Source organism: Halopseudomonas sp., assembly GCF_038130085.1.
Classification (GTDB): Bacteria; Pseudomonadota; Gammaproteobacteria; order Pseudomonadales; family Pseudomonadaceae; genus Halopseudomonas.
This window is the reverse complement of sequence record NZ_JAYPMU010000008.1, coordinates 107276-119771: the sequence shown is the minus strand read 5'-3', so window position 1 is coordinate 119771 and position 12496 is coordinate 107276. Positions and strand designations below refer to the sequence as shown.

Below are 12496 nucleotides of genomic sequence, written 5' to 3'. Positions count from 1 at the left end.
AATGTTACCCGCTGGAGGCGGCTGCAGACAGGTACAGTCAGCATGCAAAATGCACTCTCCACCGTTTTTCTTGATCGTGCCACGTTGGATCTTGGCGACCTCGACCTCAGTGCACTTGAGGCCGCTTGTGCGTCTTTCACCAGCTACTCGGGAACCACGCCAGCCGAAGCCGCCGAGCGCATGGCGGGGCAGCAGGTGGTGATTACCAATAAGGTGGTGATCGACCGAGCGCTCATGCAGGCCAATCCGCAATTGAAGCTGATCCTGATCGCTGCCACCGGCACTAACAATGTCGATCTGCAGGCCGCGCGCGAGCTGGGAATTGTGGTCTGCAACTGCCAGGCCTACGGCACTCCGGCGGTCGCCCAGCACACCTTGATGTTGATGCTGGTGTTGATCACCCGCTTCGAGTCCTATCGGCAGGCGGTGCGAGAGGGTGCCTGGCAGCGCAGCAGTCAGTTTTGTCTGCTCGATTATCCGATCGGCGAGCTGTCCGGTCGTACGTTGGGCATCCTTGGGTTTGGCGAACTGGGGCAGGCGGTCGGTCGTTTGGCTGAGGCCTTCGGCATGCGCGTACTGGTCGGTGCCCTGCCGGGCCGTGAGCAGCCAGGGCGGCCATCGGTAGCCGACCTGCTGCCGCAGGTCGATGTGCTCAGCCTGCATTGTCCGCTGACCGAGCAGACCCGCGACCTGATTGGTGCCGCGCAATTGGCATCGATGAAGCAGGGAAGTCTGCTGATCAACACTGGGCGTGGTGGCCTGGTCAATGAGCTGGCGCTCGCCGATGCGTTACGCAGCGGCCATCTCGGTGGCGCTGCCTGCGATGTGCTGACTGTCGAGCCGCCGGTCAATGGCAACCCGCTACTTGATGCCACGCTGCCGAATCTGGTCATCACACCCCACAGTGCCTGGGGTAGTCGCGAAGCCCGCCAGCGCATTGTTGGACAGCTAGAGGCTAATTTGCGCAGCTTCAGCAGCGGTGCGCCGCAACGTCAGGTCAACTCCTGATCGGGTGTTATCGTCATCTCATTGGAGTGGCGACGCTCACCCATTCGGGTGGGGTGATTAGGGGCAGGTCAGCCTAAGCTGGCGGGCGTCAACGGATGACGTTCGCCGCGTACCCTGCGTCCGGCGAATCCGCCAAATGGATTTGGCACAAGGATTCAGCCGTCATGGCATTCCCCTTTCACACTGCGTCCGCTCGGGCGCAGTGTGGCTTTTCTCTTATTGAAGTGCTGGTTGCATTGCTGCTGGTTGCGCTAGGCGTACTCGGCGCGGCAGCTCTGCAGCTCAATGCCCTGCGTTTTACTCAGGATAGTGCCTATCGTGTCCAGGCCAGCCTGCTGGCAACTGACTTGCTGGAACGCATGCGCGCCAATCCGGGGCAACTGGCGTCCTACGCCGGTGTCGTCGCGGGCGACTGCGTCGCCGAATCTGCTGTCCCGCTTTCCGTGCTTGGCCAAGACCGTCTCGACTTTGCTGCCGGAGTAACCTGCAGCTTGCCGCAAGGCAGTGCTCTGGTGCAGGTTGACGAGGCGCTGGTGAGGATCCGGATCAGGTGGTCGCAGGCGCGGATTGACGCTGGCGCTGACGATGAACTGCTGCTGGTGGTGCAACTCGGAGGTGGCGCGTGAGGTTGCCGGTGCGTGGCTTTGGCCTGGTTGAACTGATGGTCGCCATGTTGCTCGGCTTGACCCTGGTATTGGCCTTGGTGCAATTCCTGAGTAGCAGTCGCGACAGCTGGGCGCTGCAGCAGCAGAGCGCCAGTCAGCAGGAAGATGCGCGTTATCTACTGGGGCGTCTGGCTCGCGATCTGCGCGCTGCAGGAAGTTACGGTTGTCTGGATCTGCAGCGAGCACTGCCAGCTGGCCTGCCGCCCGAGCTCGCCCAGCCTGTGCGGTTCGACAGAGGCGTGCTGAGCCTGATTACGGCAGTCCCATCGCGGTTCTCAAGCAATCAACCACAGGCGCTGCGTGCATCGGACTTCGGTGCGCGCTGGCTGCTGGCAGGCGATTGCCAACGGCGGGTGGCACTGGGTGAAAGAGAGGCGTTGACGGTCTTGCCGGGCGATTGGGTCGTGCCATTGCGGCAGCTGGAATACCGCGAGCAGAGCGGTCGCGTTCAGGTGCGTCTCAATGGGACCGGGAATTACGAAACCCTGATCGAGCAGGTGGCGCGGTTTACGCTGAGTTTCGGCCTGGCTGCGGACGCGCAGGCGGCAGGGGTGACAGGCCGTTACCAGAGGGCGTTGGCTGACGCAGATCAGACACGGCTTCGCAGTGTACGGGTGCACCTAGTATTGGCGGCAGACATGGGCCGTGCTGCCGCCAGTCGCACGCGTGATCTGGCGTTTCGTCAGGTGACGCGTCTGCGCAATCGCCCGGATGGTTATCGGCATGATTAAGGCGCAACGGGGGGCGACCTTACCGCTGGCGCTGATCTGCCTGCTGGTCACCACTGTCGGAGCGCTTGCAGCAAGCAACTCGGCAAGGGTGCAGCAACAGCAGGCGGCCAATCTGATGTTGGCAACACGCAGCTTTCAAGCGGCGGAGGGGGCGTTGCGTATTCTGGAAAGGCAACTCGTCACCGGAGCATTGGAGGTACCCCCAGAGCGGTGTAACGGCATTTCCTGCAGTGTGCAGCTGGAGGACGTTGTTGCTGGAGCGCCTGAACGCTGGAGCCAGCTCGCAAGCTCAGGGCCGGTGGAGTTGTGGTATCGAGTCGATTGGCTTGGTAGTAGCCGTGTTCCGGCTCAGATCAGCGTCACTGGTAACAGTCGCCTGTACCGCCTAGCGGTGCGCGCGCGGGCCGGACGCAGTGAGCATACGCTGGAGGCCACCTATGCGCTTACCCTGCGTTAGTCGGCGCTGGTGCGGTGCTGCATTGGGCGTACTCTTGAGCTCCTCGGCCGCGGGATTTGAGCCGCTGAGCAGTCCCTACTTGCCCGGTGCGGCGGTGCCGGCCAACGTGGTGATCCTGCTCGACAGTTCCAGCAGTATGGCGATGACCGCCGCCGGTGATCAAAGCCGATTACAGGTAGCACGCGAGGCGATTCGGCAGTTGCTGCGCGAAAATCGGCAGCAGCGCTTTGGGTTGTTCAGCTTCAACCCTTCGGCCGGGCAAGGGACCCTGCGCGATACCGCGGGTGGCCGGTTACTAGTTGAGGTCGCGGACATCAAACCAGGTGACGCCGGAGACCAGCAACTGCTGCGACTTGAGCAGGCCCTTGACCGCCTGGCGCCAGATACTGGCGGCGATCCAGATCGCTATACCTGGACGCCGCTGGCCGAAACCCATTACGAGATCAGCCGTTACCTGCGCGGCATGGACTCGTTCTACAACGCGGACCAACCTGCCTACGAAAGCCCGTTACTGTGGCGTTGTCAGCCTAATGCAGCGCTGGTCGTCACCGATGGCTTGCCGACCTACGATGATCAGTTCCCCGCTTCCATTGCACAGGACCCGGCCGGAGCTCTGCCAGACAGCGGCGTATTTGGTTTACCTGATTGGGACCGGGATCCCGGTAACGATGTGTCGAATAGCGACAGGCAACAGCCGGGTAGCACCTTTTACCTTGATGATATGGCTGCCTTTGCGCGCGAGCTGGATTTGCGGTCGGGTGGTCAGGATGCCGCAGGAATGAGTTGGGATGACCCGCTGTTTGCCCGGCAAAACCTGCGTACCCATGTGCTTGGCTTCGGTGTTGATGATCCCCGTCTGCTGGCGGCGGCGAGGGCTGGTGGTGGGGTCTACAGAACAGTCGATGATGCCGGACAGCTGGCTGCGGCCCTGACCCACATGGTCGGGCAGTCGACTCAGCCGCGTACGCTGCTGAACCGGCAGGTGGATGGGTTACAGCTGGCCGATGGGGCACCATTGTTGATGCGCGTCTATCAGCATCCACTGGGATGGAGTGGAGAGGTTCAGTTCTGGGAACTGAGCGAGGCGGGGGAGCCGGTGTCTATGGTCTGGACAACGGATCCGGCATTTGCTGCCTCTGCGCCGCGTGGACGGATGCAAACCTGGCGGCCAGCCGATGGTGGATTGGCATCCGCGCCGGTGACGTTGGACGCAGCTGCATTCGAGAGTGTGAGCGCCGAGCAGCAGCTGATTTTGCAGCGGGCCGCAGCCCGACTGCTGCCGGGGATTGCAGACGGGGAGCAGCATCTGCTGCGGTGGCTAAGTGGCGACGCCGTTTCGGGGCTTCGCCCACGTGCACGCTTGCTCGGTGATCCCGGACGTTATGGCCCCAAGGTACTACCCGCAGGGGCGGCGTTGGCTGAGTCGGACAGCGATGGTTATCAACGCTACCTGCGCGAGCGAGCGCGACTGGGTGATCTGATGCTGGTTGGCAGTAATGACGGCTTTTTGCATGTTGTTGCGATTGGTAGCGGGCGGCGCTACAGCTACCTGCCCGCCAGTCTGTTGTCCAACGTAATGGACTGGGCGGCGCCGGACTACGCTGCCGGCCAGTGGCACCGGGCTGGCGTCGATGGTCGGGTTGCGCTGGCGGATCTGCAGCAGGATGGCGTCTGGCAGACAGTGGCAGCGACCGGGCTGGGCGCTGGCGGGCGCGGTCTGATCGCGGTGCGGCTGTATGGTCAGGCCGTGGGAGACGCGGAGCCGGGGGTACTCTGGGAGCGCAGCTCGCGTGAGCCGGGTTGGAGCGCGCTAGGGCATATCTATGCTGAGCCCCTGTTGATCGAGCACGGCGGTCGTTCGCTGCTGCTTACCGGCAATGGCTATGGCAGCCCGGCGGGCGGTGCCGCACTGCTGGTCGTTGATGCGACGAGTGGCGCGCTGCTCCGCCAGATTGACCTGCCTGATCGAAGGGATGAAGACGGTGCTAACGGCTTGTCGGCGTTGGCGCTGCAGCTGGACGCGTCAGGGCAATTGCTTGCCGGGTTTGCAGGTGATCTGCACGGCCAGCTTTGGCGGTTTGAGTTGGCGGCGGAAAACCCGGCTGACTGGCAGGTGGGCAACGGTGGTGCACCGCTATTCCAGGCGGCGCCTGACCAGCCGCTGACTACCGCGCCGGTGCTGCACTACAGCGCAGCTGCGCAGCAGGAGGTGCTGCTGATCGGCAGTGGCCGGCTGCTGGCGTTGGGCGACCCGGGCAACCGGGCTGCGCAGGCTTTCTATGCCGTGCGCAGTCAGCCAACGGATGTCGAGCAGATCATCACGCCCAGCGACCTGCAGGCGCAGCGCGTGTTGCCTGGCCTGGACCCGCACACCCGACAGGTGAGCGAGGCGACGGTGGACTGGGGCAGGCAGGCGGGTTGGTATCTGCCGCTCCCGGTAGGCGCTCGTTCGGCCGAGCGGGTGCTGACTCCGGCGATGGTGCAAGGTGGGCGGGTGGTCTTCATGACGACAATACCGTTGACAGAGACGAGCGATCCTTGCCTGTCCAGCAGTGCCGGCTGGCTGATGATGTTGATGCTGGACGACGGTAGCACGCCGCCGTTTATCACGCTGGACTCCGATCGCGACCGTCAGCTGGACGAAGACGACGGCCGTGTCGGAGGCATTGAGCTGGATGTCGGCATGCCGGGCGAACTGCAGATGACCCGTCTGCTTGATGGGGCGACAGCTCGGCCGCCAGGCTGCGAAGGGGAGCGTTACCTGTTGAGCGGTACGCATGCTGTGGCCGAGATGCTGGCGCAGGGCGAGTGTCGACTGGTCCGTATTCACTGGCGGCAGCTGCAATGAGCGGTCGTAACGGGTTCAGCCTGATCGAACTGCTGGTCGCATTGGTGATTGTGGGGCTGCTCGCGACGGTTGCCTACCCTGCGTACCTCGGGCACGTGCGCAAGGCGCAGCGGGTCGAGGTCACCGGGTTGTTGCTGGAAAATGCCCAACGGCTTGAGCGCCATTACGCCCGCTCAGGTCGTTACGATGATGGCGAGATAGATGGTCTTTACCGGCAGAGCCCGGCGCGTGGGCGGCCGGTGTATCGACTGGCGGTGCAGCGCCAGGCGCAGGGTTATGTTTTATCGGCTGAGGCGCTGGTGGGCGGTGCGATGGAGGGTGACGCTTGTGCGTCCTACAGCTTGAATCAGCTGGGGCAGCGGACGCCAGCAGATGATCGCTGCTGGCGTCGCTGAGCGGGCCTCAGTGCGCAGCGGGCGCTGCTTCCTCGGCCTTCGGTAGGATCAGATTGAGCAGAATGGCAACCACGCCGCACAGGCTGATGCCCTGCAGGCTGAAGCTGTCATTACCGATCACCATGCCACCGATACCAAATACCAGGGTTACCGATACGATGCACAGGTTGCGGGCCTGGGACAGGTCGACCTGATTGCGAACCAGCGTGTTCAGACCAACTACGGCGATGGAGCCGAACAGCAGGCAAAGAATGCCGCCCATGACCGGAACCGGCATGCCCAGCAGTACGGCGCCGAACTTGTCGATGAAGGCCAGGACGATGGCAAACACCGCCGCCCAGATCATTACGTTGGGGTTGAAGTTGCGCGTCAGCATGACCGCACCGGTGACTTCGGAGTAGGTGGTGTTCGGCGGGCCACCGAGGAACGCGGCTGCGGAGGTGGCGATGCCGTCACCCAGCAGGGTGTTCTGCAGGCCGGGCTTTTCCAGATAGTTCTTGCCGGTCACGCCGCCGATGGCCAGGACATCACCGATGTGCTCGATGGCCGGGGCGATAGCGACTGGAATCATGAACAGGATCGCGGCCAGCTGGAACTCGGGGGCAACGAATTGCGGAACGGCTAGCCAGGGCGCTGCAGCAACTTGGGTAAAGTCGGTCACGCCGAGCAGCCAGGACAGGGTGTAGCCCACCAGCACGCCAGCCAGAATCGGCACCAGACGGAAGATGCCCTTGGCATAAACGGCAACGATGATGGTGGTGATCAGCGACGCACCTGCGATGAGAATCGCGGTGTTGTACTCGACCAGTTGAGCGCTGCCGTCACCGGCCTTGCCCATCGCCATGTTGACCGCTACCGAGGCCAGTCCCAGACCGATAACCATGATTACCGGGCCAACCACCACCGGCGGCAGCAGGCGCTGAATGAAGCCCGGGCCCCTGACGCGGATCAGCAGACTGAGCAGGATGTAGACCACGCCCGCAGCGACCAGACCACCGAGTGTGGCTGGCAGGCCCCAGGTTTGGTTGCTGTACATGATTGGGGCAATAAAGGCGAAGCTGGAAGCCAGGAAGATCGGGATCTGACGACGGGTAGTGAATTGGAACAGCAGCGTGCCGATACCGGCGGTAAACAGTGCCACGCTGGGGTTCATCCCGGTAATCAGTGGCATCAGTACCAGCGCACCGAAGGCCACAAACAGCATTTGCGAGCCAGCCAGCGCGGTGCGCCAGCCGTGGGTCTGAACACCATCCATCAGTCGATATCCTTCTGCTTGGTACCAAAGATCTTGTCGCCAGCATCACCGAGACCGGGAATGATGTAGCCGTGTTCATTCAGGCGCTGATCTACCGAGGCGGTGTAGATCTGTACGTCCGGGTGCGCATCGTTGACGCGTTTGATGCCCTCAGGGGCGGCGACCAGCACCAGTGCGCGAATGTCGCGAGCACCCGCCTTCTTCAGCATGTCGATAGTGGCAACCATCGAGCCGCCGGTGGCCAGCATCGGGTCGATGATCAGGGCCATGCGCTGGTTCAGTTCACCGACCAGTTTTTCCAGATAGGTATCGGCCTCAAGTGTCTCTTCATTGCGGGCCAGACCGATGACGCTAACCTTGGCGCTGGGTACCAGGCTGAGCACGCCATCAAGCATGCCGAGACCGGCGCGAAGGATCGGCACGACGGTCACTTTCTTGCCGCTCAGTTTTTCCACTTCAACATCACCGCACCAGCCTTGAATGGTGTGGGTCTCGACCGCCATGTCCTGGGTTGCTTCATAGGTCAGCAGGGCAGCAACTTCCTGCGCCAGCTCACGAAAATTTTTGGTACTGATGTCTTCGCGGCGCATCAGACCCAGTTTGTGCCGAATCAATGGATGGCGGATTTCTTTGACGTTCATGCTGAAGCTTCTCTCTTGCGTGGAAGGGCGCGGCAATTATGGCACAGCATCGGCGTTGACAGCAGGTGCTCGTCTGTCGGAAAACCTCCTCTATACTTGTGCTTTCGCGGCGACATGGGTATTTTTCGCCCCTTTTTTCATACCGGGACCGGCGGAGGTCATGCATGGCGGTAGAGCTGGAACACATCAAACAGGTAATGGCAGAGGCTGATTGCCTGTTCACTGAAGCGGACGTTGAAGGCGCGCTGGACAATATGGCGGCCGAGATTACTGCACGTCTGAGCGACAGCAACCCGATTGTCTACAGCGTCATGAACGGTGGCCTGATCATCAGCGGCAAGCTGCTGCCCAAACTGCCGTTCCCGATGGAAGTGGGCTATCTGCACGCGACCCGTTACCGCAACAAGCTGTCCGGCGGTGAGCTGTTTTGGAAGGCCCGTGCCGAGCACTCTCTGGTCGGTCGAAATGTGCTGATCATTGACGACATTCTGGACGAGGGGCACACCCTGGCCGCGATCGTCGAGTACTGCCGTGATGCTGGGGCGGAAAACGTCTACACCGCAGTGCTGCTGGATAAGCAGCATGATCGCAAGGCCTATCCGGGTATGCGTGCTGATTTCACCGGTCTGGATGTCGAAGATCGTTATATCTTCGGTTACGGGCTGGACTACAAGGGCTACTGGCGCAACGCGGCCGGTATTTTTGCTCTCAAGGGGCACTGACGGCGATGCTGCTGCGCGCGGTTGCGCTGTTACTGGGTGCGTTGCTGGCGCTGCCGCTTGCTGCTGCACCGGTGGCGCTGCCGCACGATGAATACCTGCCGGAGGATATCTACGGTCAACGCGTTGACCGCCCTGAACAGGTGCTGTTCGAGGTGCAACGCCACAGCCTGACCATCGGCAGCGAACTGCGCCCGGGTGCTCGCCCGAATGAAGCGCAGGCCAGTGTCTCGATATTGCTGGAAGGTCGGAGCCTGCTGCCGGGCTCGCCCGTTCAGCGTGCGCAACTGCACTTTGCCGATAGTGCAGTTGGGCAGAGAGGTGCGCGTCTGGCCGCCGACGGTACGCTGCTCGTCATCAGTTACCCGTTAGCCTTGCTGCCAGCGATTCGCCAGATGCTCGACAGCCCCGGCAAGGACTATGTACAGGGGCGCTTCTACGGCAACGGCCTGATCTGGGCCGATATGCACTCTGAACCAGTCCCTGCCGCGGACTGAGCGTCGAACTGGTGAGACGCCCGGGGGATGGTTACAATGCCCGCCCTGGACTCTCTGAGGAAGATTCATGCGTAAAGACAAGCAGAAGGTGATCGGCGAGCCGATGACCGATGAACAGGTTGCGGTATTCCTGAACGCACGCCCCTACAACAGCGACGAGTCGGTTGATCTGCATGTGCTGGTACGCGCATACCGCGGCCTGCGTATTGAAGACTTCGAGCGCTTTCTGGTGATGTTCAAGGCCGCAGGTCATGACCTGAATGCGGTTGATGCTGATGGCCGTACGTTCCTGGCGACTGTGCGTGAGCACGCCCAGAGCGAAGATTACGTCGCGGTATTGGAAGCAGCTGGCGCGCGTTAAGCCGGCAGCATGCTCCAGCCGGTGCGGGTGTCGCGCCGGCTGACGCGCGCAGCGGCTGGCAGGGGCTTGCCTATCCAGCGCGGCTGCAGCTCGTTCACTTCTACCCAATGACCTGTTTTCGGTTGCTGCTTTAGTTCCCAGATGGCAACGCACACGCCCTCAGCATTCAACTGGGCGTAGCAGCGGTGACGTTTGAACAGTCTGGCAAGCATGGCGGTCATCCTCTCGGTTTCTGCGCGCAGAATCGCTGATCTCCATGTCAGCTTGATGACACTGCTCCCCCCTCTGTTGGCTTCTTCGGAACCGGAGTATGCTGCGCCTGTCCAAGGTGGCACCGACCACTTTTCCCTTGTTAACCCCGATAGACGGCAGGAGTAAGTTTTTTATGCTCAAGCGTTCAGGCATGTTGCTGTTGGCCCTGATGGCCGTGGCACTGGTGGGCTGCGCCCACAGTCCGCAGCAGCTGACGGTGCAACCCCAGATCAACAAGCCACTGAGTCAAGTCGCCCAGCAGCAGCCGGTCAGCGTTCGTGTGCAGGACACTCGGCAGAACAAGGTGCTTGGTACCCGCGGCGGGATCTACCCCGACTCCAGTAACATCACCATCAGTGACAGTGCGTTGCCAGTTATTCGTCAGCAGGTCGAGCAGGCGCTGCGCCAGCTCGGTTTTAACGTTGTGCCGGAGGGTACGCCCAACGCCAACAGCCTGTCCCTGAATCTGGCGGATTTGCGTTATCAGTCGCCGAAGGACTCGGTCTATGTGACTCAGGCTGATATCAGCGCGACCTTTGTTGCCGAGGCAAGCAACATGAACCGCAATTATCAAGGCCGTTTCAGCTCGTCACTGCAGCAGCGTTTTGGTTATGCACCGAATCAGGAAACCAACACCAAGCTGGTGACGGATGTAATGAGTGATGCTTTGACCCGTGTTTTCCAGGACCCGATGATCCTGCAGACGCTGCAGCAGTAATTGGCGCTTGCGCTAAAGAAAAGGCCAGCTGAATGCTGGCCTTTTTGTTGCCTACTCGTCGGCCTCCGGCTCTGAAACCTCGAGCCTTACGCGGGCGCTACCAGCGCGAATCATGCCCAGCTCCTCGGCAGCGCGCTGGGAGACGTCAATGATACGGTGGCCAACGAAGGGGCCGCGGTCGTTGATGCGCACAATCACGCTGCGCCCGTTGTAGGTGTTGGTTACCTGCACCAGGGTGCCGAATGGCAGAGCCGGATGCGCGGCGGTCAGCGCGGTTTCGTCGTATGGCTCGCCGCTGGCGGTGCGTCGGCCATGCAGGCGGGAGGAGTAGTAAGAGGCTTTGCCAGTCTGGGTCCAGCCGGGCTCTCCGAGCTGCTGCGCCTCGGTGGCATGGGTACTGAAGGGCAGCTGCAACAGCAGTGCGATCAGCAGTGTGCGGAACATGGCGCGCTCCCGGAAAGTGGGCGGAGCGATCTCTGACCGCTCCGCCGCTCTCAGGTTCAGCCTTCCAGTTTCTTGCGCAGCAGTTCGTTGACCTGCTGTGGGTTGGCTTTGCCCTTGGAGGCCTTCATGGCCTGGCCGACGAAGAAACCGAACATCTTGCCGCGCTTGGCTTCGTCGCTGGCGCGGTACTGCTCTACCTGCGCTGCGTTGGCTGCCAGCACCTCGTCCAGCATGGCCTCGATGGCGCCGCTGTCGGTGACCTGCTTAAGCCCCTTGGCGTCGATGATGGCATCGGCGGAGTCGCCTTCGCCCGCTGCCAGCGCCTCGAAGACCATCTTGGCGATCTTGCCGCTGATGGTGTTGTCCTTGATGCGCAGGATCATGCCGCCCAGTTGATCGGCGCTGACCGGTGACTGCTCTATGTCCAGACCTTCCTTGTTGAGCAGGCTGGACAGCTCGCCCATCACCCAGTTGGCCGCCAGCTTGGCGTCGCCGCAGGTCTGCTGGACCTGCTCGAAGTAGTCGGCCAGTTCGCGGCTGGCGCTCAAGACGCTGGCGTCGTAGGTCGACAGGCCGAACTGGCTTTCGAAACGCTCGCGTTTCTGCTGCGGCAGTTCCGGCAGTTCGCCACGGACTTCCTCGATAAAGCTCGGCTCCAACACCACTGGCAGCAGGTCAGGGCAGGGGAAGTAACGGTAGTCGTTGGCTTCTTCCTTGCTGCGCATGGAGCGGGTTTCGTCCTTGTTGGGGTCGTACAGGCGGGTTTCCTGTACTACCTTGCCGCCGTCTTCGATCAGCTCGATCTGGCGCTGGACTTCGGTGTTGATCGCCTTCTCGATGAAGCGGAACGAGTTGACGTTCTTGATCTCGCAGCGGGTACCGAACTCGGTCTGGCCCTTGGGGCGGATCGAGACGTTACAGTCGCAGCGCAGCGAACCTTCGGCCATGTTGCCGTCGCAGATGCCCAGATAGCGCACCAGCGAGTGAATGGTCTTGGCGTAGGCGACCGCTTCTTTGGCGCTGCGCATGTCCGGCTCGGAAACGATCTCCAGCAGCGGGGTACCGGCGCGGTTGAGGTCGATGCCGCTCATGCCGTGGAAGTCTTCGTGCAGGCTCTTGCCGGCATCTTCTTCCAGGTGCGCGCGGGTCACGCCGACGCGCTTGACGGTGCCGTCTTCCAGGGTGATGTCCAGGTGGCCCTTGCCGACGATCGGATGATCCATCTGGCTGGTCTGATAGCCCTTGGGCAGGTCCGGATAGAAGTAGTTCTTGCGGGCAAAGACGTTGGTCATGCCGATCTCGGCGTCGATCGCCAGACCGAACTTGACCGCGTTGCGCACGGCCTGGGCGTTGAGCACCGGCAGGGTGCCCGGCATGCCCAGATCAACCAGGCTGGCTTGGGTGTTGGGTTCGGCGCCGAAGGTGGTGGCGCTGCCGGAGAAGATCTTCGACGCGGTGGTGAGCTGGGCGTGGATTTCCAGCCCGATGACGATTTCCCATTGCAT

The 12496-nt window shown here is 61.9% G+C and carries 15 protein-coding genes; 10 read left to right on the top strand and 5 right to left on the bottom strand.

Annotated features, from left to right (window positions below):
* Nucleotides 1-42 precede the first annotated feature (42 nt).
* The 6 genes from AAFM31_RS08375 (at nucleotide 43) to AAFM31_RS08350 (ending at nucleotide 6104) form a co-directional block, all read left to right on the top strand.
* Nucleotides 43-1008, top strand: a complete 966-nt coding sequence (locus AAFM31_RS08375; RefSeq protein WP_341707464.1) for a 2-hydroxyacid dehydrogenase — start codon at nucleotides 43-45, stop codon at nucleotides 1006-1008.
* A 164-nt stretch (nucleotides 1009-1172) separates the two neighbouring features.
* Nucleotides 1173-1634, top strand: a complete 462-nt coding sequence (gene pilV / locus AAFM31_RS08370) for a type IV pilus modification protein PilV (protein ID WP_341707463.1) — start codon at nucleotides 1173-1175, stop codon at nucleotides 1632-1634.
* On the top strand, nucleotides 1631-2404 hold the full coding sequence (locus AAFM31_RS08365; protein WP_341707462.1) for a hypothetical protein: 774 nt from the start codon (nucleotides 1631-1633) through the stop codon (nucleotides 2402-2404). Before pilV ends, AAFM31_RS08365 begins: the two co-directional genes overlap by 4 nt.
* Nucleotides 2397-2861, top strand: a complete 465-nt coding sequence (locus tag AAFM31_RS08360; RefSeq protein WP_341707461.1) for a PilX N-terminal domain-containing pilus assembly protein — start codon at nucleotides 2397-2399, stop codon at nucleotides 2859-2861. The genes AAFM31_RS08365 and AAFM31_RS08360 overlap by 8 nt, the downstream gene beginning before the upstream one ends.
* Nucleotides 2842-5709 (top strand): PilC/PilY family type IV pilus protein, encoded by a 2868-nt coding sequence (locus AAFM31_RS08355; RefSeq protein WP_341707460.1) that lies wholly within the window; start codon nucleotides 2842-2844, stop codon nucleotides 5707-5709. Before AAFM31_RS08360 ends, AAFM31_RS08355 begins: the two co-directional genes overlap by 20 nt.
* Nucleotides 5706-6104 carry a type IV pilin protein gene (locus AAFM31_RS08350; RefSeq protein ID WP_341707459.1) on the top strand — a complete coding sequence of 133 codons (399 nt, stop codon included), beginning with the start codon at nucleotides 5706-5708 and terminating at the stop codon, nucleotides 6102-6104. The genes AAFM31_RS08355 and AAFM31_RS08350 overlap by 4 nt, the downstream gene beginning before the upstream one ends.
* Nucleotides 6105-6111: 7 nt before the next feature.
* Here AAFM31_RS08350 and AAFM31_RS08345 read toward each other — a convergent pair whose 3' ends face one another.
* Nucleotides 6112-7359 carry a uracil-xanthine permease family protein gene (locus AAFM31_RS08345; protein ID WP_341707458.1) on the bottom strand — a complete coding sequence of 416 codons (1248 nt, stop codon included), beginning with the start codon at nucleotides 7357-7359 and terminating at the stop codon, nucleotides 6112-6114.
* The gene (gene upp, locus AAFM31_RS08340) at nucleotides 7359-8000 is read right to left on the bottom strand and encodes a uracil phosphoribosyltransferase (protein ID WP_341707457.1); all 642 of its coding nucleotides are present in this window, start codon (nucleotides 7998-8000) and stop codon (nucleotides 7359-7361) included. Before upp ends, AAFM31_RS08345 begins: the two co-directional genes overlap by 1 nt.
* 164 nt (nucleotides 8001-8164) lie before the next feature.
* Here upp and AAFM31_RS08335 point away from each other — a divergent pair, with 164 nt between their 5' ends.
* From AAFM31_RS08335 to AAFM31_RS08325, 3 genes are all read left to right on the top strand, one after another.
* Nucleotides 8165-8722: a hypoxanthine-guanine phosphoribosyltransferase gene (locus AAFM31_RS08335; RefSeq protein ID WP_341707456.1), complete on the top strand. Its 558-nt coding sequence runs from the start codon at nucleotides 8165-8167 to the stop codon at nucleotides 8720-8722.
* 5 nt (nucleotides 8723-8727) lie between these two features.
* On the top strand, nucleotides 8728-9216 hold the full coding sequence (locus AAFM31_RS08330) for a hypothetical protein (protein WP_341707455.1): 489 nt from the start codon (nucleotides 8728-8730) through the stop codon (nucleotides 9214-9216).
* Between the two features lie 67 nt (nucleotides 9217-9283).
* Complete coding sequence (locus tag AAFM31_RS08325; protein WP_341707454.1) at nucleotides 9284-9577, top strand: PA4642 family protein; 294 nt, start codon at nucleotides 9284-9286, stop codon at nucleotides 9575-9577.
* On the opposite strand, the gene AAFM31_RS08320 is transcribed toward AAFM31_RS08325, so the two are convergent.
* A complete protein-coding gene (locus AAFM31_RS08320; protein WP_341707453.1) occupies nucleotides 9574-9789 on the bottom strand; it encodes a hypothetical protein in 216 nt (71 codons plus the stop codon). The genes AAFM31_RS08325 and AAFM31_RS08320 overlap by 4 nt on opposite strands.
* Nucleotides 9790-9962: 173 nt before the next feature.
* On the opposite strand from AAFM31_RS08320, the gene AAFM31_RS08315 reads away from it, so the two are divergent.
* On the top strand, nucleotides 9963-10547 hold the full coding sequence (locus tag AAFM31_RS08315) for a YajG family lipoprotein (RefSeq protein WP_341707452.1): 585 nt from the start codon (nucleotides 9963-9965) through the stop codon (nucleotides 10545-10547).
* A gap of 51 nt (nucleotides 10548-10598) precedes the next feature.
* On the opposite strand, the gene AAFM31_RS08310 is transcribed toward AAFM31_RS08315, so the two are convergent.
* Both AAFM31_RS08310 and gatB read right to left on the bottom strand, forming a co-directional pair.
* Nucleotides 10599-10991, bottom strand: a complete 393-nt coding sequence (locus AAFM31_RS08310; protein WP_341707451.1) for a septal ring lytic transglycosylase RlpA family protein — start codon at nucleotides 10989-10991, stop codon at nucleotides 10599-10601.
* Between the two features lie 56 nt (nucleotides 10992-11047).
* On the bottom strand, nucleotides 11048-12496 hold the full coding sequence (gene gatB, locus AAFM31_RS08305) for an Asp-tRNA(Asn)/Glu-tRNA(Gln) amidotransferase subunit GatB (RefSeq protein WP_341707450.1): 1449 nt from the start codon (nucleotides 12494-12496) through the stop codon (nucleotides 11048-11050).